The 23770-nt window shown below is 39.1% G+C and carries 21 protein-coding genes and 2 pseudogenes; 5 read left to right on the top strand and 18 right to left on the bottom strand.

What is annotated here, in order from left to right:
- The first annotated feature begins 70 nt into the window (after positions 1-70).
- Complete coding sequence (locus FGL31_RS04035) at positions 71-772, top strand: YjjG family noncanonical pyrimidine nucleotidase (protein WP_138089770.1); 702 nt, start codon at positions 71-73, stop codon at positions 770-772.
- An 18-nt stretch (positions 773-790) separates the two neighbouring features.
- On the opposite strand, the gene FGL31_RS04030 is transcribed toward FGL31_RS04035, so the two are convergent.
- The 4 genes from FGL31_RS04030 to FGL31_RS04015 form a co-directional block, all read right to left on the bottom strand.
- Positions 791-1900, bottom strand: coding sequence for an SGNH/GDSL hydrolase family protein (locus FGL31_RS04030; RefSeq protein ID WP_171017538.1), 1110 nt, complete (start codon positions 1898-1900; stop codon positions 791-793).
- Positions 1900-2718, bottom strand: a complete 819-nt coding sequence (locus tag FGL31_RS04025; RefSeq protein ID WP_099369526.1) for a 3-keto-disaccharide hydrolase — start codon at positions 2716-2718, stop codon at positions 1900-1902. Before FGL31_RS04025 ends, FGL31_RS04030 begins: the two co-directional genes overlap by 1 nt.
- Before the next feature lie 58 nt (positions 2719-2776).
- Positions 2777-5269, bottom strand: a complete 2493-nt coding sequence (locus tag FGL31_RS04020; RefSeq protein WP_138089768.1) for a TonB-dependent receptor — start codon at positions 5267-5269, stop codon at positions 2777-2779.
- A gap of 89 nt (positions 5270-5358) precedes the next feature.
- A complete protein-coding gene (locus tag FGL31_RS04015) occupies positions 5359-5640 on the bottom strand; it encodes an ATP-dependent Clp protease adaptor ClpS (protein ID WP_099369524.1) in 282 nt (93 codons plus the stop codon).
- A 68-nt stretch (positions 5641-5708) separates the two neighbouring features.
- Here FGL31_RS04015 and FGL31_RS04010 point away from each other — a divergent pair, with 68 nt between their 5' ends.
- On the top strand, positions 5709-6758 hold the full coding sequence (locus FGL31_RS04010; RefSeq protein ID WP_138089767.1) for a 3-oxoacyl-ACP synthase III family protein: 1050 nt from the start codon (positions 5709-5711) through the stop codon (positions 6756-6758).
- A 59-nt stretch (positions 6759-6817) separates the two neighbouring features.
- On the opposite strand, the gene FGL31_RS04005 is transcribed toward FGL31_RS04010, so the two are convergent.
- The 13 genes and pseudogenes from FGL31_RS04005 to FGL31_RS27470 all read right to left on the bottom strand — a co-directional run bounded on the left by FGL31_RS04005 (position 6818) and on the right by FGL31_RS27470 (position 17633).
- Positions 6818-7516 (bottom strand): sterol desaturase family protein, encoded by a 699-nt coding sequence (locus FGL31_RS04005; protein WP_232046252.1) that lies wholly within the window; start codon positions 7514-7516, stop codon positions 6818-6820.
- A gap of 1109 nt (positions 7517-8625) precedes the next feature.
- A complete protein-coding gene (locus FGL31_RS04000; protein WP_099369521.1) occupies positions 8626-8982 on the bottom strand; it encodes a helix-turn-helix domain-containing protein in 357 nt (118 codons plus the stop codon).
- A gap of 4 nt (positions 8983-8986) precedes the next feature.
- Complete coding sequence (locus FGL31_RS03995) at positions 8987-9280, bottom strand: type II toxin-antitoxin system HigB family toxin (protein WP_099369520.1); 294 nt, start codon at positions 9278-9280, stop codon at positions 8987-8989.
- A gap of 195 nt (positions 9281-9475) precedes the next feature.
- Positions 9476-10358 (bottom strand): annotated as a pseudogene (gene atpG / locus FGL31_RS03990) (ATP synthase F1 subunit gamma).
- Between the two features lie 93 nt (positions 10359-10451).
- Positions 10452-12027 (bottom strand): annotated as a pseudogene (gene atpA / locus FGL31_RS03985) (F0F1 ATP synthase subunit alpha).
- Between the two features lie 58 nt (positions 12028-12085).
- Positions 12086-12631, bottom strand: coding sequence for an ATP synthase F1 subunit delta (gene atpH, locus FGL31_RS03980; protein WP_099369517.1), 546 nt, complete (start codon positions 12629-12631; stop codon positions 12086-12088).
- A gap of 26 nt (positions 12632-12657) precedes the next feature.
- Positions 12658-13158: a F0F1 ATP synthase subunit B gene (locus FGL31_RS03975; RefSeq protein ID WP_099369516.1), complete on the bottom strand. Its 501-nt coding sequence runs from the start codon at positions 13156-13158 to the stop codon at positions 12658-12660.
- Between the two features lie 109 nt (positions 13159-13267).
- The gene (atpE, locus tag FGL31_RS03970) at positions 13268-13456 is read right to left on the bottom strand and encodes an ATP synthase F0 subunit C (protein ID WP_021188666.1); all 189 of its coding nucleotides are present in this window, start codon (positions 13454-13456) and stop codon (positions 13268-13270) included.
- 38 nt (positions 13457-13494) lie between these two features.
- Entirely contained in the window at positions 13495-14580 is a 1086-nt protein-coding gene (gene atpB / locus FGL31_RS03965) for a F0F1 ATP synthase subunit A (RefSeq protein WP_099369515.1), read from the bottom strand.
- An 89-nt stretch (positions 14581-14669) separates the two neighbouring features.
- Complete coding sequence (locus FGL31_RS03960; protein WP_099369514.1) at positions 14670-15074, bottom strand: hypothetical protein; 405 nt, start codon at positions 15072-15074, stop codon at positions 14670-14672.
- The gene (locus tag FGL31_RS03955; protein WP_232046251.1) at positions 15067-15294 is read right to left on the bottom strand and encodes an AtpZ/AtpI family protein; all 228 of its coding nucleotides are present in this window, start codon (positions 15292-15294) and stop codon (positions 15067-15069) included. The genes FGL31_RS03960 and FGL31_RS03955 overlap by 8 nt, the downstream gene beginning before the upstream one ends.
- A gap of 139 nt (positions 15295-15433) precedes the next feature.
- The gene (locus FGL31_RS27475; RefSeq protein WP_262709226.1) at positions 15434-17293 is read right to left on the bottom strand and encodes a helix-turn-helix domain-containing protein; all 1860 of its coding nucleotides are present in this window, start codon (positions 17291-17293) and stop codon (positions 15434-15436) included.
- Positions 17259-17633, bottom strand: coding sequence for a DEAD/DEAH box helicase family protein (locus FGL31_RS27470; protein WP_197734086.1), 375 nt, complete (start codon positions 17631-17633; stop codon positions 17259-17261). Before FGL31_RS27470 ends, FGL31_RS27475 begins: the two co-directional genes overlap by 35 nt.
- A 110-nt stretch (positions 17634-17743) precedes the next feature.
- Here FGL31_RS27470 and FGL31_RS03945 point away from each other — a divergent pair, with 110 nt between their 5' ends.
- The 3 genes from FGL31_RS03945 to purU all read left to right on the top strand — a co-directional run bounded on the left by FGL31_RS03945 (position 17744) and on the right by purU (position 21732).
- Positions 17744-18250, top strand: a complete 507-nt coding sequence (locus FGL31_RS03945) for a cupin domain-containing protein (protein WP_099369512.1) — start codon at positions 17744-17746, stop codon at positions 18248-18250.
- 680 nt (positions 18251-18930) lie between these two features.
- Positions 18931-20832 carry a DNA topoisomerase IV subunit B gene (locus tag FGL31_RS03940; protein WP_099369511.1) on the top strand — a complete coding sequence of 634 codons (1902 nt, stop codon included), beginning with the start codon at positions 18931-18933 and terminating at the stop codon, positions 20830-20832.
- A 57-nt stretch (positions 20833-20889) separates the two neighbouring features.
- The gene (gene purU, locus FGL31_RS03935; RefSeq protein WP_138089766.1) at positions 20890-21732 is read left to right on the top strand and encodes a formyltetrahydrofolate deformylase; all 843 of its coding nucleotides are present in this window, start codon (positions 20890-20892) and stop codon (positions 21730-21732) included.
- 1110 nt (positions 21733-22842) lie between these two features.
- Here the strand turns inward: purU and FGL31_RS03930 are convergent.
- Positions 22843-23745, bottom strand: coding sequence for a class I SAM-dependent methyltransferase (locus tag FGL31_RS03930; RefSeq protein WP_373604706.1), 903 nt, complete (start codon positions 23743-23745; stop codon positions 22843-22845).
- Positions 23746-23770: the final 25 nt, after the last annotated feature.

The following is a 23770-nucleotide window of genomic DNA, read 5'->3' as shown; positions in this document are numbered from 1 at the left end:
AAGCCCAACTTTATGACAGTAAACTTAGAATCCTTGTTGATTAAGGAAACATTAGACCTTATATTTGCACATGTTCCAAGATAAAAAGCATATATTTTTCGATTTAGACCATACCATATGGGATTTTGACAGGAATGCTGAAGAAACTTTGCATGAATTGTATTTCAGATATTCTTTTGATCATATCTTCAACTCCCCCACCTCCGAGACCTTCATCGCTACATATACAATCAACAATCATAGACTGTGGGACTTATACCATCATGGTAAAATAGACAAACCAACCTTAAGAAAACTAAGGTTCGCTGATACATTTACGCAATTGGGTGTTAACCCGGAACTGTTTCCTGTTGCTTTTGAAGAGGAATATCTAGAGATCTGCCCTACCAAAACTAATCTATTCCCAAATGCCCATGAAACCCTAGGTTACCTGCAAGACAGATATACCTTACATTTGATTTCAAATGGCTTTAAAGAAGCCTGTGAAAAAAAATTGGAACATAGTAAACTCGCTCCTTATTTCGATACCATCGTTATTTCAGAAATCGTAGGAATTAACAAACCTGATCGTAGGATTTTCGAACATGCTCTCAAGAATGGGAATGCAATTAAAGAAGAAGCTGTTATGATTGGTGACAATTTAGATGCGGATGTACGCGGCGCTCAGAACGCAGGTCTAGAAGCAATATTCTTTAATCCTTTGGAAGTTGAAAAACCCCAGGATATAAACCATATGATTAAAGATCTTAAAGAATTGCAGCAGATTTTTTAATCCCTGCTGCAATGATTGTTACTTTATTATTTTCTGCAATAATTTCGTGTAAGCAGCAGCGATTTTCTCCATGCCCAAATCGTTTGGATGTGCATAATCAACTGTTGAACTATTATCCAATCCGATTTCTTTCGAAGTCAGCCAGTAAAGATTCTTATCCCCATTATTCTGCAATTCCTTCACAGTTTTTTCCGCAATTGCAGAGCTCAAGTTATAGCCATCGGTATTCTTCTTATTTAATACACCAGGAACCTGGCTAGAACTATGTGCTGCAATAACTATAGGCGTATTGGGATGTTCTGACCTGATTGTTTTGACTGCATTTACAATCAATCCAATCAACTTTTCTTCGGTCCTTTCTGCTGTAATGCCAAGATTTGGCACACAGTCCAAAATAAATACAGACGCATCTTCTTTTTTAATTAGGTCTAAAATGGGCTGTTCTAGTCTACCATTCCCAGAGAAAGCTAGATTAACAACTTCTTCATCAAAATTTCTACCCATCCAATTTGTCCAGCCCAAGCCCGGTCTACTTGCGCAAGCACCCTGTGCAATAGAAGTCCCATATACAATAATAGGCCTTGTCTTCTGATGTAAAAATTCGAGCTGATCGTTTTCACCAATTCCCAATTCCATCCATTCTACTGAATTGTACAATGGAAGATAAAGTCGATAGGTCGAGTTCGGCTCAGTTACATAGTTCTGAAATGTATAACTAATGGTATCCTTAAAACTATAATTCCCCGTTATCCAGTTCCATTGATTGCTATTTGATGACTTTGCATACAAATCCAATCCAGAAACCCCAGTAGATGGCATGTGAGGCATATTCAACCCTCCATTCACTTTGTATTTCACAACGATGCTGGATGCATTCGTTTTAAAATCTACATACACTCCCGCAGCATCTTGCCCTAAATTCCAGACTGGCTCTCTAACTTCATTTTTTAGTGATAATGGCAATCGTGCATAACCATCCTCGGCTTTAATGGCACTCACCCGCCCTTCAAGAGCGTTTTCTTGAAGGATATTGTGCCATTTTTTCTCTTGTGCAAAACCACAAATACTTAGCACACAAAAAAGAGAGCCCAATAGGCTCTCTTTCCAATATTTAAATAACTTAAACATTATAATTCTTTTACAGTGATGTTTCTCAACCATACATCGTCGCCATGATCCTGGAATCCGATAACACCTGATTTCGATTTACCACCTACGTTGTTCAACAATTCAAATGCTAAAGGCCATTTTTCCTTGCTGAATTTACTAGCTTCCAACAATTGGGTCCATTCTGGAGTCCACAATTCATATTCCACTACCTTTTCGTCATTTTGGTAATGTGTAACCTTACCTTTGTTCACTACGATTTTTGCTCTGTTCCATTCTCCAGCTGGAAATGCATTCTGTGGTTTCGCAGGAATCATATCGTATAATGAAGATGATTTACGGTTGCCATCAACGCCCATTTTGGCATCAGGATGGTTCTCGTTGTCCAGTAATTGAAACTCTGGACTTGAAATATAAATCGGTTGGCCTTTGATTTCCTTCGCTAAGAAGAAAGTCCCTGAGTTACCCCCTTGCGAAATTTTCCATTCAAACTCCAGTTCAAAGTTTTTGAAGTCATGAGCAAAGATTAAATCCCCGCCTTCTGGGTTTTGTACACCTGCAGGAGCTTTAGAGAATTTTAAAGTTCCGTTATCAATACCCCATTTGCTAGGTACATGGTCTTTACCATAACCTCTCCAGCCATTTAAGGAAGATCCATCAAATAATACGTAGGCTCCAGCGGAGTTCTTTTTAAAGTCTTTTAGCGATACTTTAGGCAAATCAAGTACTTCATAGGCAGGAGTATCTGCTCCTTTGGTTGCAGTAGCATTCTTGGTTGCACACGAAGCAACAGTCAACCCAATTGCACCTACTAATACATACATAAAGTTTCTTTTCATAGTATAAAGTTGATTAAGTGAAAGTCTAATTTAATTATTCTATTTGTAAAACCAAGCATTAAAATTGTTGACCGCCCATATCTTCCATATCCTGACCATTCTGTTCATTATCTTTCCTTCCGAAATTTTGAAGACCGAATCTATAAGTAAATGAAAGCGTAATCATTCTTCTCATCCAACGGTGCGAAAATTGTGTTTCTCTGTTTGGAAGATAGTTGTGCATCGAGAACTTACGGGTATTGAAAGCATCCCTAACATTCAACATTAAACTGGCTTTATTTTTAAACAAGTCTTTTTTCAGCGCTACATCCACACCTTTCATTGGATTCATTTCCCCTTGCATGGTTTTCATTCCACTCCGATAATCTCCCCTTACCTGAGCAGAAAATGTAGGTGTAAATTTAACGTTGGTGGTCAGGTTAGCATTCCAGTTAAAAGATTCACGACCTACTAATCCCAAGCCATCTTTCGGATGAAAAGTAATATGAGATAAATTGGCATTACCTGTAACATCCCACCAATTGGTAAGATTCACTTTTGTAATCAATTCGAAACCCATCGCATCTAGGTCAGAAGCATTTTCCCATTTCATATAAGTAACGTTGGTTCTGTCACCTACGATATCAGAAATTAGATCCTCATCATAAATCACGGGTTGGGTTTGGTCATTTACGCGACGATAAAATACCGATGATATAAAGTTCCATTTTTCGTAGAATTTCGAGAAGCTCAACTCTGTTGCGTGAATATCTTCCGGCAACAAGTTGGGATTACCTTGGCGGTAGTTTTGAACATCGGAAACATCAATGAACGGATTTACCTGCCAACCTCTAGGGCGTTGTACCCTGCGTGAGTAGCTCAATTGAACCTTGTCACCTTGACCTTCCCCTACTGAATAACTCAAGAACACACTCGGGTACAATCTAAAGTAATCCAGCTCTCCTTTATCATTCTTAATAATGGAAGGGTTTTCTAAATCATGGGAATAAATATTGGTATTCAAGTTTGCTTGTTCAGCCCTTAAACCCAACTGAACTCCTAATTTCTTTGTTAATTGTCTTTGATAATTTGCATATAGGGCATGAACTGTACTTGCCATATCAAAATCATTGGTAATTCTATAGTCAGGCAAAAATTGCTGAGTCAACGAATCCAATTCTTCTGAATATTGGCTTTCATCAGAATATCTTAAGATACTACGGTATCCAGCTTCAAATTTATGGTTCTCCCCTAATGGCAATACATAATCCAATTGCATGTTCCAATTTTTCCCTGATTCGGAAGTGTTGTTCACACGTTTAAGATCTGCATTTCCATTTGCAAAGGTTTGATGAAAATCATTAACGCCATCCTCAGTATCATAACCAAATGATACATTGGCTGAGATTTCTTCACCTTCACGCTTTAATGTCCTCTTGAAATCCAACTGTGCATCAATCCCTAAATCATCTTCATGTTGTAAGGAATTACGGAAACTGCTAGAACCTAGCCCTGGTACATTCCAGTAGCTATAATTAATATCATTACCGCGCTCATTGTCCCTTAAACTCAAATTTGTTGTGAGGCTTAATGAGGTCTTTTCATTCATGTAGTAATCAGCACCTAGACGGATGGTATTGTTATAACCCAATCTTTTGCTCTCTTCATTACTAAGGGTCCTTGGACTTAAGTCAGTAATCACACCATTGATATAATCTACATTGTCAGAAAACCCATCGCCCAAACTATTTCTTCTACTAAAATTATAGTTTCCGAAATAGTTCATCTTCCCATCTCGGTAATTAAGGGTTATCCCTGCGTTTGCATTTTCATATGATCCACCCGATGCATTTACTGATCCATTAAGACCTAAACGAGCATTTTTCTTAAGGATAATATTAATAATTCCTGATTGTCCTTCAGCATCATATTTTGAGGAAGGATTAGTGATAATTTCAACTTTAGAAATTGCGTCTGCAGGAAGTGATTGTAGGAATGCATTGATGTCAGACCCTGCCATAGCGGATTCTTTACCATCTACCAAAAATCTTACACTACTTGAACCACGAAGACTGATACTTCCATCTGATTCTACTTGTAAAGTCGGAACATTTCCCAAAAGATCCTGAGCTGATCCTCCGACACTGACCATGCTTTGAGATACATCGAATGTTTTCTTGTCAATGCCGATCTGCAGGTCGGGTAATTTCCCTTGAACCACGACTTCAGAAATCAATTCGCCCTCTTCGGCGAGGGGAATAGTACCAAGGTCAATATCCTTACCAGGAGCGACAACAAAATTATTGCGGGTATAGGTTTTGAAACCTATGTAGGTAACCTGTAGGTTATAGGTACCGGGGTCAACTTCTTGGATATCAAAAACACCATTGTTTCCGGTTTGTTGACCGCGGATATAGGCGTTGTTTACAGTGGACAAAAGACTGACACTAGCTCCAATGGCTGGTGATACACTGTCTTGTTCCAAAATACGGCCTTTGATGTTGACTTTCTGTGCAAATAAAATTAGTGGGAATAATAAAATTAAACAGCTTAGGGCTTTCTTAAGTAGCATTACGGGTTTCTTTCTTTGTGATTTTATTCCCAAAAATGCAGATAAAATGCTTAAGTAATCTTAACGTAACTGTATTATTACGAGTTATTTTACTCTACGGAGACAGTTAATCCTTCGGCTTTGAGGATTTTGCGGTAAACCTCAACTTCGGTCAGAGACCCCTCGAGGATTATGCATTTTCCTTTGGTATGTACCGTCCAAGCGATTCTGGAGGCTTCCATTTCGGTATACTGAAGGTATTCGATCAAGCATTCGATGACATGATCGAAAGTATTGAAATCATCATTCCACAAAATCAACTTGTTAGATTCCTTGGCAACAGCAAGGATTTCTTCCAGGGTAAATGTTTCTTGTTCAACTTCAACGCTCATAGAGCAAAAATAGCTTATTTTTCAAATAAATCAGTATTTTAGCTGAATTGTTTATTAAAGTTAGACCTATGTTTCAATCAAAAATTGCGGGTTTGGGCTATTATGTCCCCAAGAACGTATATACCAATAATGACCTGACTCGTTTTATGGAGACGAGTGATGAATGGATCCAAGAACGAACAGGAATAAAAGAACGCAGATACGCCAATAGAATCGGAGAAACAACGACTAGCATGGCAGTGGAAGCTTCGAAAATAGCAATCGAAAGAGCAAATACAACAGCTCAAGAAATTGATTTTGTCATCTTTGCAACCCTATCTCCAGACTATTACTTCCCTGGCTGTGGGGTATTGCTGCAACGCGAAATGGGCATGAAAGAAGTCGGTGCATTGGATGTCAGAAATCAATGCTCGGGATTTATTTATGCCTTGTCAATCGCAGACCAATTCATCAAAACTGGAATGTATAAAAACATCTTGGTGGTAGGTTCGGAGAAGCATTCATTTGCGTTGGATTTTTCAACACGTGGTCGCGCTGTTTCTGTTATCTTTGGTGATGGTGCCGGTGCTGTAGTCCTTCAACCAACAAACGAGGAAGGTAAAGGAATCTTGAGTACGCACCTACATTCTGATGGCTCAGAAGCTGAAAAGCTGGCCATGTACTTCCCTGGAGCATCAGCAGGCTATTACCTAGGCGAAAATATGCCCAAATGGCCAGATGTCGAATTAGGAGAGATGCTGATGACCAAAGAAATGTTGGACGATGGTTCTGCATTCCCATACATGGATGGTCAGGCAGTATTCAAAAAAGCTGTGGTAAAATTCCCAGAAGTAATAGGTGAAGCCCTCAATAAAAACAACCTTAAAACTACAGATATTGATATGTTAATTCCACATCAGGCAAACCTGAGAATTTCACAGTTTGTACAGAAAACATTGGGATTAATTGATGATAAAGTTTTTAATAACATCCAAAAATACGGCAATACAACAGCCGCATCAGTTCCAATCGCCCTTTGTGAAGCTTGGGAAGAAGGAAAAATAAAAGATGGTGACCTGGTATGTCTTGCTGCTTTTGGCGCTGGATTTACTTGGGGATCAGCACTGATACGTTGGTAATAAATGATACTTAAAGAAAAGCGGGTTCAGAAATTCTGAACCCGCTTTTTTTATAGTCGTTAATTTAATTGTTCCTCTTTGATCGTGTTTTCAGATTTAACGCCCTTTTCTACATTTTTATTCACAGCAGCACCTTTTTTCTTGGTAAATCCAGAGTCGAATATCATGTCCCAGATCGCTGAGCTGACTCCAAAGCCTCTATCAGGTTCTGAATAATGGTGCAACATATGGTGGTCCTTGATCTTCTTGAAAAGACCCGATTTGAAGTTAGCATGATGCATGGCATAATGGCACTCATCATAAATCAAATATCCTAACAGAAAACCTGAAAAAAACGCAGCCAAGGTATACGGTGAAAAGAATAAACTAAAAATAAAATAGATAATAGCTGCCATAGGAATACTTGCTGACAGAGGCATCACTAATCGTAATCTATCCTTCGGGAAATCATGATGGACGCCATGAAAAATAAAGTGAACACGCTTCCCAAACTTTGAAGATGGTTCATAATGGAATACCCATCGATGGAGAATGTATTCAGCCAGTGTCCAGAAAGCAAGTCCAAAGAAATAATACATAACTACAGTTCCTACTGAAAGCTCTCCTGGGACCAAGGCTCGCCAAATAAAATAAATCTTTACCGGAATCCAAAAGATAATCGGCACAGACCAATGCACCTTAGTCAATGATTCTAAAAAATCATTCTTAAACATCCTTGAAGATTCAGTTGAATTCGAAACGTATAACTTCTTTGCCATATCCTACAAAAATTTCATTTACACTTGAGGTTAACGGATTTAACCCATAAATAGCTCGATTGACCACTATTTAAGTACACAAATTTAAAATTTTGCCTGTCAGTGTGTGCAAAAAACTAATATTTTGACAAAAATACGATAATAGTCAAAAATATAGACAAATTCTATAATCGTTTAGGGTATTCTTGCCATTATGATAATAAGAACAAATGGAAGATGGATTTGTTCCGCCATGGTTGGTGTCCGAACTACAATCTATAGCCGCCATGGCCGCCATGGTTGGTGTCTCCACCAACCATACCACCCTGTAGGTGTAACTATTATAGAAAATATTGCTCGAAACTATACAACCCCAGAGGGGTGTAACTATTATAGAAAACGGTATAACCAACCATACAACCCTGTAGGGGTGTAACTATAAATTAATGCTAATTTTAAAAACTATCCATTCTTCTGAACAAACCAAAATTATGTAAAGGGACAAAATAGCAGGGGATTTAACAAACATGCCACGCCTATGGCGTTAATTTTTGTTTGCTATACATTTTCTATAGATATGGCATGCCTCTGGCATTTAAAAAACATATAACGCCTACGGCGTATCATGCCGCTGGCATAGAATTAATTGATGGTTGGTGGGGACACCAACCACGGCACTCGAGGGGATTCCAACCTACTTTCTGAACAACCAATTGATTTTCGTAGACGCATACATTTATCCGAAGCCGAATCCCGCTCATTTTCAGTGGCGACAAGATGGATAAAATGCCGATGCCTTTGTGCGTCGGCCTTGCCCTTGGATGCTTTCAAGCAATTATCTCCTCCAAAGAGATAATTGGTTAGAACGGCATCCTCGGCAAAAAGGCATTTTGTTCATGAGCGTGGGGATTGTACGACAAGCCACCTTAAATGAGCAAGCGTTTTTGGTTACTTTTGCGCCTCAAAAGTAACGTATAATGCTATGGAATGGCATTATTATTTAGGGTTAATAAGCCAATTTAAGTCGCAAGACTTGAGCTAGCACTACTGAAGATGGTTGGTGGGGACACCAACCACGGCGTGCGGTTTACCACTCATACCACTCATTAGGTCTACTGGCATCCTTATTATTAATATGTTTGGATTAATACTTCTGATGGAATGTGTAATTTTTCAGATAATTTACGGATCATATCCAAAGTTAATTTTCGCTTTTTATTTAAAATTTCACTTGCTCTACTTTTCAAGCCAATTACTTCCGCTAAATCATTTTGGGAATAGTTGAGTTGTTCCATTCTAAATTTTATAGCTTCGATTGGATCTGGAAGTTCGATAAGGAAGTGTTCATCTTCATACTTTTCTAATAAAATTCCTAAAATTTCCAATTCATCACCTTCTTTTGTTCCGGGTTTTGCATCAAAAATTAATTCAAGTCTATCTAAAGCTTGAAAATAATCTTTTTCTGTTTTTATTGGTTTTAATTTCATCCTACTAAATTTTGTCTCCGTCTATTTTGTCATATTCGGCATGAGTTCCAATAAACCGAATCCACATCATTTGATAATTAAAATTAATCTTCACAATTAATCGATAATTATTACCTTTTATGTTAAAACAAACTCTGTTGTCATCTAAAATACTTGCACTTGGATATTCAACTTTTAATTCATTTAAGTTTTTCCAAGTTCCTTTGTTAGCTTCATGATACCACGATTTCAACTGCTGTTCGCAATCTGAGTGGTTTTCCCAAAACTCTCGCAATATTTTTTTTGCTATAACTCTCAACTATTTTTTTTTATCCAAAGATAATAAAAATTCCCAAAATGGGAATTTTCAACTTAAACTTGTTGATAAATTGTCTTATAAGGACTTTTGTTAAATATTAAAATTTAGAGAGGTGTATCACCTCCTACAATCTAAAACCCACAAAAAAAGCCGTCACAATGTGACGGCTTTCCCTATACAAATTATAATTCTTTATTATCCGTTTGAAAGCGCTGCAGCACCAGAAACGATCTCTGTCAATTCTGTTGTAATAGCTGCTTGACGTGCTTGGTTGTACGACAATTTCAATTGGCGCAACAAGTCACCTGCGTTTTCTGTAGCTTTGTCCATCGCTGTCATACGAGCTCCATGCTCTGAAGCATGTGAGTCCAATACAGCTTTATATAACTGAATCTTGATTGCTTTCGGGATAAGCTCTTCGATGATCTTCTCTTTCGAAGGTTCGATGATATAGTCCAATTCTGCAACGTTGTCATCTTCTTTGTTGTCAGGCAAAAGAGGTAAGATTTGCTCTGACGTCAAGATTTGAACTGCTGCATTACGGAATTGGTTGTATACCACTTCAACACGGTCGATGTTGCCTTCTTTGTATTGATCCATTACATATTCAGTAATCTTGGAAACATTTTTCAAAATCTAGGTTATTGAAAAGTTCATTGTTATTACCGATAACGTTGAATTCACGTTTACTGAAGAAATCCTGACCTCTTTTTCCGATAGCAATAATACTTACATCTCCTCTTGCGAATTGATCAGCGTATTTATTTGCAATCAAGTTGTTTGCAGTTTTAATGGCATTAGCATTGAAAGCTCCCGCCAATCCTCTGTTGGAGGTCACCACGATGATCAACACCTTTGTAGGGATACGATCTTGTGTGAAAGGCGAGTTATTACCTTCTACTGAGGCTGAAACCTGAGCCAATATCTCTCTCAATTTCGTCGCGTAAGGACGCAATTGGATAATAGCATTGGTTGCACGTTTCAACTTCGCTGCAGAAACCATCTTCATTGCTTTGGTAATCTGTTGCGTAGAGGTAACGGAGGTAATACGATTTCTAACTTCTTTTAAGTTTGCCATATGTCTGGTTTAGAAGTGAGATATGAGATATGAGCATGGAGTAATTAAGCCTTCCTCCGGTCTCACATCTCAGATCTCAAATCTCAAATCTAATTAATATTTAGAAGCTAATTCTTTAGCTACTTTTTCTAATACATCAGTTAATTCATCTGAGAATTTACCAGCTTTTAATGCTGACAATACTTCTGGATGACGTTGTTCAAGTTGAGTTAAGTATTCTTCTTCGAAGTCTTTTACTTTATCAAACTGGTACGTTACGTAATAAACCTTTTGTACCTGCGTAGATAATAGCAACTTGTTTTTCAACAGAAACTGGAGAATATTGACCTTGTTTCAAGATCTGTACGTTACGGATACCTTTGTCCAATACTGCTTTTGTAGCAGCATCTAGGTCAGAACCGAATTTTGCGAAAGCTTCAAGCTCACGGTACTGTGCTTGATCTAATTTCAAGGTACCAGCAACTTTCTTCATTGATTTAATCTGAGCATTACCACCTACACGAGACACCGAGATACCTACGTTGATCGCTGGACGAATACCTGCGTTGAACAAGTTAGACTCTAAGAAGATCTGACCATCAGTAATCGAGATTACGTTGGTAGGGATATATGCCGATACGTCACCTGCTTGAGTTTCAATGATCGGAAGAGCTGTTAATGAACCGCCACCTTTAACTTTATCTTTTAAAGATTCAGGAAGGTCATTCATGTTTTTAGCGATTTCGTCAGAACTGTTGATTTTCGCTGCACGCTCCAATAAACGAGAGTGAAGATAGAATACGTCTCCTGGATATGCTTCACGGCCTGGAGGACGTTTCAACAATAATGACACCTCACGGTAAGCAACCGCTTGTTTTGACAAGTCATCATACACGATCAATGCAGGACGGCCTGTATCACGGAAGTACTCACCGATTGCAGCACCCGCCATTGGCGCATAGAACTGCATTGGTGCAGGGTCTGCAGCTGATGCAGAAACAATCACTGTGTAAGGCATAGCACCTTTCTCTTCAAGAGTACGAACGATGTTCGCAACAGTAGAGTTTTTCTGACCAATAGCTACATATATACAGAATACTGGTTGTCCAGCATCATAGAATTCTTTTTGGTTGATAATGGTGTCGATACAAACGGCAGTTTTACCAGTTTGACGGTCACCAATTACAAGCTCACGCTGACCACGTCCGATAGGAATCATGGCATCGATTGCTTTGATACCAGTCTGTAAAGGCTCAGTTACTGGCTGACGATAGATTACTCCAGGAGCTTTGCGCTCGATTGGCATTTCGAAAGTTTCACCAGCGATTGGTCCTTTACCATCGATTGGCTGTCCTAAAGTATTTACTACACGGCCTAACATACCTTCACCTACTTTAATAGATGCGATACGGTTAGTACGTTTGATAGTATCACCTTCTTTAATTTCATCCGATGCACCTAAAAGTACAACACCTACGTTGTCTTCTTCTAAGTTCATCACAATACCTTGTAGTCCGTTCGCAAACTCAACCAACTCTCCTGATTGAACTTTTGTTAAGCCGTAAATACGTGCAATACCGTCACCTACTTGCAATACGGTACCCACTTCTTCTAACTCGGCTGCTGACTTAAAGCCTGACAATTGCTCTCTTAGAATTGCCGAAACTTCATCTGGTCTTACCTCTATCATTGTTGTAATTCGTATAAGGGGTTTTTGATTCTATTTTATCTTGTTCTCAAGCTTAGGACTAAACTCCTTGGCTTTCGAAATGTCTCTCTAATTTGTTAAGTTTTCCTTGAATACTTGCATCGATCTGCTTGTCTCCAACTTTCACTACAAAGCCTCCGATTAAGGATTTGTCAACTTTGTTGGCCAAGATAACCTCAGCATTGATTTGTGAAGCGATTTCTTGTTTTAAAGCTTGAAGGTTAGCCTCCGACAATGGGGTTGCTGAAATCACTTCAGCATTGACAATACCTTTAACTTCGTTGTACTCACGGATAAACTCTAAGGCTGTAGCATAAACTAATTCAGCACGGCCCTTTCTCACCATGATATTGAAGAATTCCAATATCTCTGGCTTAACTTTATCTTGAAATAAAGCCTTCAAAATTGCAAGTTTCTTGTCCGTTTTGATAATCGGATTATTTAGCACGGCCTGCAGTTCTGTATTCGATTTGATTACAGCTACCACATCACTCATGTCTGCCTTTACAGCATCCAGGTTTTGGTGCTCTTGCGCAAGGTCAATTAATGACTTTGCATATCTTGAAGCTACTTTGAAAACTGACATACGTTAATTTTTAATTCTTTAACCGATTAGTTTAATTTAACATCTTTCATCAAGTCAGCTACTAGAGCTTCTTGTTTACCTTGGTCTTCGAATTCTTTCGTTAATACTTTACGTGCAATGTCTAAAGATAAGGTAGAAACTTGGTTCTTCACTTCGGCTAAAGCTTTTAATTTTTGGTCTTCGATTTCACGTTTAGCTTGTTCGATAATCTTACCACCTTCAGCTTGAGCTACTTCTTTAGCTTCAGCAACGATCTTATCCTTCAATTGCTTAGCTTCTTTCAAGATTACGTCACGTTCTTCACGAGCTTGTTTCAACAAGTTTTCGTTCTCATTCGTCAAACGCGCCATTTCCAATTTAGCTTTCTCAGCAGAAGCCAAAGCATCTGTGATACCTTTTTCGCGTTCTTCTAAAGCATTTACAATCGGTTTCCAAGCAAATTTTCCCAACAAAAAGATTACGATCACAAGGATGATCAACTGCCAGAAAAATAACCCGAATGAAAAATCATGAATTAAAGCGTCCATTTATTTACGTTATTTATATTTTAAAATGTTTAATTTTTTGCTTTCTGTTAAATATAACTTGCAACCAACCGTTGCAAGTTATACCTAATTTTCTTTGTATAAGCTTAGCTTATTTACCTAATAGAAGAGCACCGAATGCTAAACCTTCCAATAAAGCGCCGATGATGATCATCGCTGTTTGAATTTTAGATGCTGCCTCTGGTTGACGAGCGATAGCTTCCATTGCAGAACCACCGATTTTACCTAAACCTAAACCAGCTCCGATAACGATCAAACCTGCTCCAATTAAATTGTACATAATGAAATTTATTTATAAAAATTTAACAAAAAATTCGATTAATGATGTGCGTGCTCCTCAACTGCCATCCCGATAAACAACGAAGACAACATCGTAAAGATAAACGCTTGTAAGAATGCTACCAATAACTCCAAGAAGAACAATAACAACGTTAGAAGTAAAGATACACTCACTGATCCCGCCACTGTCAACTGATGTTGCAATAAATAAACAACAGCAATTAGACCCATAACAACAGTGTGACCTGCCGTAATATTCGCAAATAAACGAACCATTAAAGAGAAAGGCTTAGTAAACATACCTAACACTTCAATCGGTGCAAGAACAAATTTGAATGGAACAGGAACTCCTGGCATCCAAAAAATGTGTTTCCAGTAATCCTTATTTGCTTTGAAATTTGTAATAACAAATGTGAACAGCGCTAAACATAGTGTTACAGAAATATTACCTGTCACGTTTAACCCTAGTGGAGTTAATCCCAATAAGTTCAAAAGAAAGATTAAGAAGAATACCGAAAGCAAGTACGGCATAAATTCTTTGTAACGGTGTCCGATGTTAGGAACAGCCATTTCATCACGTACATAAAGAACCAATGGCTCCAATGCACGACCCAACCCTTTAGGAACAACGTTAGGACCGTTTTTATAAGTTTTTGCCAAACTAGTGAATGCAATAAACAACAACAATGCTGCTAGGATTAATCCCAAAACATTCTTGGTGATTGAGAAATCCCAAGGTTTTGCATTGGTTGGGTGGTGTTTATCATCATAGGTAATCGTACCTGCAGCATCTGTCTTGTAGATTTTGCTGTGGTACAATTTGTAATAATTACCATCTTTTTCAACTACTTTATTGCCATGGTCGAATTCTGCAGAAGAGAATACCTTCAACCCACCGTCAATCAAAATCACCGGTAATGGAAAGCCAAAGCTTTTACCAGTTTTCGAGTTTGTGAAGAAATTAAAGTAATAATCATCCTTTAAGTGGTGCTGAATATGAGCGTTAATTTCCTCAGCACTAGAAGTTTCACCATGAGATTGTGCTTCTTCAGCAACTGAACGGAAAGGATTTACAGTAAACAAAATTACTGCGAATAATAAAAGTACTTTCTTAAGACTCACCATTTTAAAATAATGTTGAATTATGACAAATTTTGCGCAAAAATACAATTTTATTTGGCATAAATTCAGAATTGTTTAAACTTTTTAAAAATTTAGTTTTTCTTCTCCAGTTCTTGTTGATTTACAATGTAATATGCCGCAAAAGCATCATACACTAAATAAACAAAAAACACAACCAAGAAATTCAGTTCGATAAAATCATTTTCCAATAAATTTATACCATCGTGGATAAAGACATAACTCGCTACAGCTTTGAGTGTCATACCGACCAAAAAGGCAAATCCTACCTGCGGTGGCATGGCATAGTCTACCAATAACAATATGATCACCATGACCATGGAAGAGATCGCCCCAAAGGTATACATACCTTCCAAGCTAAACCCCGACCCAATCCACCAATGATCCTGATCATTGTATTTCAAAACCGCATAATGACTTCCAAAACATACTCCAGTAACTGCAACTAAAACCAAAAGCAAAAGCAGGTATCTATTCATTTTTATTGATATAATTTACTTGTTTAATAAAATGGTATAACGAAACCACTACGCCTAACATGGTCAAACCCTTCATCCACCACTGCCCTCCTACTGCATATTTTTCGTCAAGCCAGGTACCAAGCCAATAAAAAACATAGATGGTAACCCCCATCTGAATGGGCATGGAGGTAAAAACCAACCACTTGTTGACCTTCTTATTTGGTTTGTTATCTTTCAATCTGTGGCAGAAGTGTTAAAAAACAAAGATAATTAAATATGGATAGGCTGATAATTTTACTGTCATTTTTTGAAAAATTATTCAAATATCCAACACATTGAATAAACAAATGACTTTTTAAAATAAACGAACGTAACAATTACTTAACCTCCAGGTATTTTTGAGCAATCCGGATCTGCGGATAATCAACTTTCATATCCATCAAAGTCCTGATCTCGGTAGCTGATGCTTCAGGATTTTTATTGATAATCTCCACAATCTTATGAAGCTCATCTTCAGCCATCAAATCGGTAGCCTCAATATCGGTTCCAATAAAATTGATCAGATGGCCATAAATCGTTCCTACAACCATGTCTCTCTTTTTCGCAATCTCTTCAATATCAGATCCGTCCATAAACATATCCAGCGATATCTGTTTTGTGTCTTTTTCCTTTTCTTCGACCTCCTTCACAAGGTCATCCTTTGGCTTGTTCCATTGCAACAACTCCTCGGTCAGTTCATCAGAGGATTTATTGAGAGCCTCAGCAATCGTTTGGCTATGCTTGAGTTGCTCATGCTTTCTCTTGAAATCCAATAAGATGCTCTTTAGTGTCGAAATATATTTCTTAGTTCTCTTCTTTACCCTCCATTCCTCAATATGCCTCTCCATCGGCTCAAGGCATTCTTTACTGAACGTCGGTAGAAACCAGCTTACGGCAGCATTGGATCTTTCACAGATCTTTTCGTAATCGATCTCAGCTTGCGCCAGCATTTTGTAGAGTTGTGTGATAAATTTGTTGGCCACAACTTCTTGCGCCCTTAATTTTGCCAATAGGTCTTTCAAGAATTCAACTGCCTCTTCCTTACCTTCAATCTTTTTCCCTTCTTGTTCTTCGATCAAAGATTCCAGCTCGTCGCACATATTGTTCCATCGGAAACTCTGCAACAAGATCTGGCCGAGATATCTCTTCTGAGCCTCCTGCAAAATGGGGTCAAGTTCACTGATCGCAGACATATTCTTCATGAAATTAACCACTTGGAAATCAGTCCTAATTGCATATGATGGCACTCTTGACCTTAAAACCAACCCCTCTAACCCAGTCAACCTACTCAATGCAACATACACTTGCCCAGCAGCAAAAGAAGTCCCTGCATCGATAATGGCCTTGTCAAAAGTCAATCCCTGGCTCTTATGGATGGTAATAGCCCATGCCAACCGCAGCGGAAATTGAGAAAAGGTACCGAGCACTTCCTCTTCGATCTTGTCGTCACCCTTATTGTAAGAGTAGCGTATATTCTCCCATGTCTCCCGCTTTACCTCCACATCTTCTTCACCATTCGGAAAGGAAACAATTATTTTATGCTTATCAATCTGTATATCTTTTACAGTCCCTATTTTTCCATTAAAATATCGTCGCTCCTCACCCACGTCATTCTTGATGAACATGACTTGCGCTCCTACACGAAGGCTTAAAGTATCCTCCGCAGGGAATAAGCCATTTTGGAAATCATCCTTGATGATGGATTTTATTCTGTGAAGCTTGGTATCCAAGCTTTCCAATTTCTCCTGGTTGATTTGATCCGCCAAGCGATTATGGGATGTCAATGTGATGTATTGTTCGCCTGCCGGAGCAACGAAATCAGGCTTGTAATGCGCGTTCAAGGCTTCGAGGTCCTCATTCGCTGTTTCATTATTTCTGATTTTGTTGAGGATATCGATGAAAGTACTGTCCTGCTGTCTGTATATTTTCTGTAATTCTATCAGTACGGGTGGTTGCTGCTTGAATACTTTGGCATCAAAAAAGAACGCGCTTGAATAATAATCCCGAAGGACTTGCCACTCTCTATCCTGTACAACAGGTGGTAATTGGTACAAATCTCCTATAAACAACACCTGGACGCCACCAAATGGTCTCATATCACGCCTTACGCTCTTGAGGATAACATCGATAGCATCTAGGGTATCGGCTCTTACCATGGATACCTCATCGATTACGAGGAGTTCTAATTCCTGTAGGATCGCCCTTCTGTTTTTTTGTGAGTTTAATGGTACTGAAGAGACGGTGTTTATTGTAAATGAACTGGTCTTTATCCTCCCAAGTCAGCGGGTAATCTTCGATAAATACACCAAAAGGCAACCAAAACAGGGCATGCAGAGTTGTTCCGCCGGCATTCATTGCTGCCACACCTGTAGGGGCAGTAATCGCCATTTTCTTGTAGCTGTTCTCACGGATAAACTTCAAGAAAGTAGTCTTCCCTGTTCCCGCCTTTCCGGTAAGGAAAATCGGTTGTTGGGTTTGATTCACAAATGCAACGGCTTTAGCAAAAATATCGTTTTGAGTATCGAATGATGGTGACATGGAGTATAAAGTTATTTTGCAAATATAGGGTAAAACATCCGTTTGTGTTTTTTATACGCTTGTATTAATACAAAAGTTATATTATCTTCACATAAGTAAATATAGTAACCATGACATATATAGATAAAAGCGAATTATTTCAAGAGATAGCAACAAAATTAACCGAGAAGGGTTTCAAGATCGAGAGTGAAGACCAAAACCGTCCTTGGGGAGGTTTCTTTGTTATCAATGAAGATCAGGCACAAGAATTTGCCAATGCATACTTCGAAGGAATGGACGTTCAAGACCTTAAAATATCAGGCAAGTTGAGTCCAAAAGTATTGATCGTTGGACCTAACAAGCGCTTATCATGGCAATATCATCACCGCCGCGCAGAAATCTGGAGGGTGATCCGTGGTGAAGTTGGCGTAGTTACCAGTCCTACAGACGAAGAACATGAATTAAAGATCCTGAAAGAAGGAGATTCCATCCGCCTATCTCAGGGTGAAAGACATCGTTTAGTGGGCTTAGGGTCGTACGGTGTCGTAGCCGAAATCTGGCAACATACAGACTCCGCAAACCCTTCCGATGAAGAAGATATCGTAAGAGTGCAAGATGATTTCGGTAGAGGAATCTAAAAATATAGCAACATAGAAAATTAGAGGCTTAAAAAATAATTAAGCCTCTTTTTTTTGGCCATTTTTCAGTTCTGCCTCGACTCTTGTTCCACTCTCCTTCCACTCTCCTTCCACTCTGAGTCCTCTTTCATTCGGACCTCGTTCGGACCTTGTTCGGGTGTTTTCCGAAGCAGCTCCGAACGAGGTCCGAACAAAGTCCGAACAAGAGACGAAGGAGAGTGGAACGAATTAGGAAGAAGGTAGGAAGAAGAGACAACAAGACATAAGACATAAGACATAAGACATTAGAAATTGAAAACCTCCTGTGGATGAGCAGAGCCGAATGGTGCGCTAGCTGTGCTAAAAATGGTTGGTGGGGACACCAACCATGGCTTCAATTTAGACATAAGACATAAGACATTAGACATAAGACATTAGGCGGTTTGAAAGCCGATGAACGTTTTTATCGCATGCTAAGCCCTAGATTGTTGATTTTTCAGGTTTTTATTAACAGGGAATGTGGATAAGTGTTTAATTAACAGGATGATGGAATTAGGGTTCCTTTTGGTAAATTTTAAGGATTGTTTAAAGTATTGCTACCTTCTAAGTGAGGATTGTGATATAAATGTTCAAAAGTGTTGTGCAAAAGTCGATTATCTTTTTTATATTTTTGCGTTGGTTCAAAGAATATCGAAAATTTTATGACAGCATATAACGAAGATAGCATACGTTCCCTCGATTGGAAAGAACATATCCGATTGAGACCAGGGATGTATATTGGTAAGTTAGGGGATGGATCGGCCTATGATGATGGGATATATGTATTATTGAAAGAGGTGGTCGACAACTCTATCGATGAGTTTGTCATGGGAGCCGGAAAGATTATCGACATTACCGTAAATGAAAACAAGGTTACCGTAAGGGACTACGGCCGCGGTATTCCAATCGGCTCTGTAGTTGATGTTGTTTCCAAAATCAATACAGGTGGTAAATACGACAGCAAAGCTTTCCAAAAATCAGTAGGGCTAAACGGGGTTGGTACAAAGGCGGTAAATGCCTTGTCTAACCAATTTTCCGTTCAATCTTATAGACAGAGCGTCACTAGGATTGCTCAGTTCAGCAAGGGTGAACTGATTTCTGATGAGCAAAAAGAAACTACACAGCGTAATGGAACTTCCGTAACGTTCTACCCTGATGACAGCATTTTCAAAAACTATAAATACAGACTAGAGTTTGTGGAGAACATGATCTGGAATTATGTATTCCTGAATTCTGGGTTGACCATAAACTTTAACGGTCAGAAATTTATTTCTGAAAATGGGCTTAAGGATTTATTGGAGCGCAATGTGGACACTGAAGGCATGCGCTACCCTATCATTCATCTGAAAGGTGATGATATTGAAATCGCTATGACCCACGGTCAGCAATACGGAGAGGAATACTATTCATTTGTCAACGGTCAGCACACCACTCAAGGAGGTACTCACCAAGCAGCATTCCGAGAAGCGGTCGTTAAAACCATCCGTGAATTTTATAAAAAGGAATTTGATGCCTCAGATGTTCGTGCTTCTATTATTGGAGCAATTGCCATAAAGGTGCAGGAACCTGTATTCGAATCCCAAACCAAAACAAAACTTGGTTCACCTACAATTGGTCCAGATGGTCCAACGGTACGTACGTTTATCAATGATTTTGTGAAGAAAGCATTGGATGATTACCTGCACAAGAATCCTGCAACTGCAGATGCTCTGCAAAAACGTATCCTTCAATCTGAGCGTGAGCGCAAAGATATCGCAGGTATCAAAAAATTAGCCAATGAAAGAGCTAAAAAAGCATCTCTACATAACAGAAAGTTAAGGGACTGTAAAGTTCATTTCAGCGATAAACATGAGCGTAACCTAGAAACTACCTTATTTATCACAGAGGGTGACTCTGCATCAGGATCGATCACCAAATCACGTGATGTTTATACACAGGCTGTTTTTAGTTTAAAAGGAAAGCCCTTGAATTCATACGGATTAACGAAGAAAATCGTATATGAAAATGAGGAGTTTAACCTATTGCAGCATGCCCTGAATATTGAGGACGGAATCGAAGGATTAAGATACAATAATATTGTAATCGCAACGGATGCCGATGTGGACGGTATGCACATCCGTTTGTTGATGATGACTTTCTTCTTGCAATTTTTCCCTGACCTAGTTAAAGCAGGCCACGTATCTATTCTACAGACACCTTTGTTTAGGGTCCGTAACAAAAAAGAAACCATCTACTGCTATTCGGATGAGGAACGTGTCAACGCGATTAACAAATTAGGGGGCAAGCCCGAGATTACCCGATTTAAAGGATTGGGTGAGATTTCACCTTCTGAGTTCGGGATGTTTATTGGCGAGAACATCAGATTGGAGCCGGTAATTCTTTCGAAAGACAATAAATTACCGCAGCTCTTAGAATATTATATGGGTAAAAACACCCCTGATCGTCAGGTCCATATCGTCAACAATTTACGTGTTGAATTGGACACCGAAGACGACATGGTCAAAACAAAAGAAGAATCTTCGACAGAAGAAGAAACTATGGAAGCGGTCCAAGAAGCCGTTTAACAATACTATTGGGGAGGAATTATTTTTCTCCCCATATTTTACATAACCTAACCTATAATGAACACTCAAACCTTAATACTCATCCAATGTCAGGATGCAGTAGGACTCGTCGCAATTATTTCCAATGTCTTGGCTGAACAAGAGTTAAATATTGTCACCATGCGTGAATTTGTTGATGAAACCAACAATAAATTCTTTGTGCGGGTGGTTTGTGCGGGTGAATTGTACAATAAAGAGGTTTTACATCAGGCATTGACCGCCAGGCTGCCAGCAAATAGCCAGGTGATGGTCAATCCTGACCAAAACAAGCGCCTCGTCGTTCTAGTAACCAAAGAACACCACTGCTTGGCAGATATATTGGTTCGTCATTTCTTCAAAACAATGCAGGCAGAGGTCGTTGCCGTAATTGGTAACTATGACAACCTGCAGGAGTTCACAGAAAAATTTGGACTTCCGTTCCATTATATCAGCCATGAAAACAAGAGCAAGCAAGAATTTGAACAGGAATTGGCGGATACTGTTTCCTCCTACCCCAGCGATTATATCATCCTGGCAAAATTCATGCGCATTCTATCCCCTGATTTTGTATCTAAATTCAAGGGTAAATTAATAAATATCCATCATTCCTTTCTGCCAGCATTTATCGGTGCAAACCCATACAAACAAGCGCACGACCGCGGCGTAAAGATCATCGGTGCAACAGCACATTTTGTAACCGACGACCTCGATGAAGGTCCTATCATCGTCCAAAACACAAAATCCATTGACCATAGCTATGACGTTACCAAAATGCGAAACGCAGGTACCGAAATCGAAAAAGCTGTCCTCAGCAAAGCTATTCAGCTATTGTCAGAAGATAGGGTAATGCTACACGGAAATAGGACGATTGTGTTTAAGTGAGATGTGGGATGTGAGATATGAGATGTGAGATAGAAAACGGGGACTTATCTTGCGATGAGGGGAGGAATGTGTTGATATTTCATTTTTTATAATAGTTCCTTCCCTCCGAGGCGGTTTGGCGTAAAGATATGTGGCAGGTGGGGACACCAGCCACGGCAGTTCAACCCCAGAAGGGGTGTAACTATTATAGCGAGGACACCTGCCACGGCTGACCAACCACATCGGGCAATATCATTAAGTTAAGCGTGTTAAACAAACATGACAAGCTGATGGCGTTGTGTTGGATGTGGTTCGCCGTAGTTGGTGAATGCACCGACCACTATTGTTTTTAAATCATAAAAAAAACAGTTTCCTAATCTTGCGATTAGGATGACAGGCATGTCGCTAGAAAGGGGGCGATTTTTGGGAAAATGGAGTTGCGGCTCGCCGCAACTCCATTTTCCCAAAAATCGCCCATTTAAATAAAAGAACGTGTCATTCTCGAGCTTTAGCTCGGGAAACTATTTAGGCGCCGTGCTAGTGTTTTGTTTTTCACAGCGTGGTTAGTTTTTCTGCAATTTATAGTGACACCCCTACAGGGTTAGTGGCCGTCTAAACATGATATTTTCTATAATAGTGCCGCCCCGCTGGGGCGGTATGGCGTGATATGTGGCAGGTGGGGACACCTGCCACGGCTAACCAACCCCGTTTGGATGAAACCACCATTGTGACCAACATCATTTTTCCTGCCGATTGATATTACTTTTTACATCGTGATTGTTTTGTTATTTGCATGTGTTGAGGATGAGGAAAATAGTCGGGCTTAAGCAGTGTCGTGCGTTTGCCAAAAGCGAAATCATATTAAGTCCGATTCTGAGAATGATAAATGGAAAACAGTAGCTATCGGTTTGGATAGTGAACAGAAAGATTTAGGTCTAAATAGTGAATGGCTCCTGCAGAATGAGTTTCCCGTACAGGGAGGTGTGGGAAATTAGCAGGAGCATTCTTTAAATATGATGATTTAAATCCTTGGATGTGCCCTTAGATGTGTAATACTTATATATTGACCTACCTATGAAAAACAAAAATAGCCATCTTTCGATGGCTATTTTCTTTTATATCTTAATGCAATTATTTTGCTATTTTTCTGAATTTCCCGAATACTCCCAATGGTAATTTTGGCCCTGCGGTAGCTTGAAGGTATAGTTCTCCGATCTCTAAGTTTTCGACTTTAGGAAAAGAAGTCTTGATTAAGTTTTCTACGATCACAGATGAGAAACCCAAAGAATAAGTGTTAAGAATCAAGAAATGTTCTTTAGGATCCAATAACTGCACGACATCGCGCATCATTTCCATGATATGGTCTTCCAGTTTCCATTTTTCTCCTTTTGGACCATGCCCATAAGCTGGAGGATCTAGGATAATACCGTTATAGGTGTTTCCTCTTTTCAATTCTCTCTTTACGAATTTGAGTGCATCTTCTACTACCCAACGTATATCTGTCAATCCGGAAAGCTCTTGATTTTCATTTGCCCAAGTTACTACTTGTTTGATGGAGTCGACATGTGTAGTATCTGCTCCAGCAGCCTTAGCAATCAGCGATGCACCACCAGTATAAGCGAAGAGATTTAAGACCTTCGGTTTTGGGTTCTTAAAAGACTTAACCGAATCAGAAATATAATCCCAGTTTACGGCTTGTTCAGGAAAAATACCTACGTGCTTGAAGGAGGTAAGTCCCAGTCTGAACTTGATTTCAGCGTCTTTGTTTTTATACTGAATATGCCATCTATCTGGTGTTTTAGGATTTTTTTTCAACCAATCACCAGATGTTGCCGAACGGCCTTTGAATTTAATATGATAGCGTTTGTTCCACTCCGCATCTCCAAGTGCTTTTGGCCATACAGCTTGTGGTTCGGGACGAATTAGGATTAATTCTCCAAAGCGTTCAAGTTTTTCGAAGTCCCCGCAGTCGATTAATTCATAATCTTTCCAATGCTGAGGCGTTAGTAGTTGTATTTGGGAATTGTTGTTCAAGATGCTTGTTTTTCTGCAAAGATAG

This window comes from Sphingobacterium daejeonense (assembly GCF_901472535.1).
GTDB classification, from domain to species: domain Bacteria; phylum Bacteroidota; class Bacteroidia; order Sphingobacteriales; family Sphingobacteriaceae; genus Sphingobacterium; species Sphingobacterium daejeonense.
The sequence above is the reverse complement of the archived record's forward strand: the minus strand, read 5'-3'. Positions and strand labels throughout refer to the sequence as shown.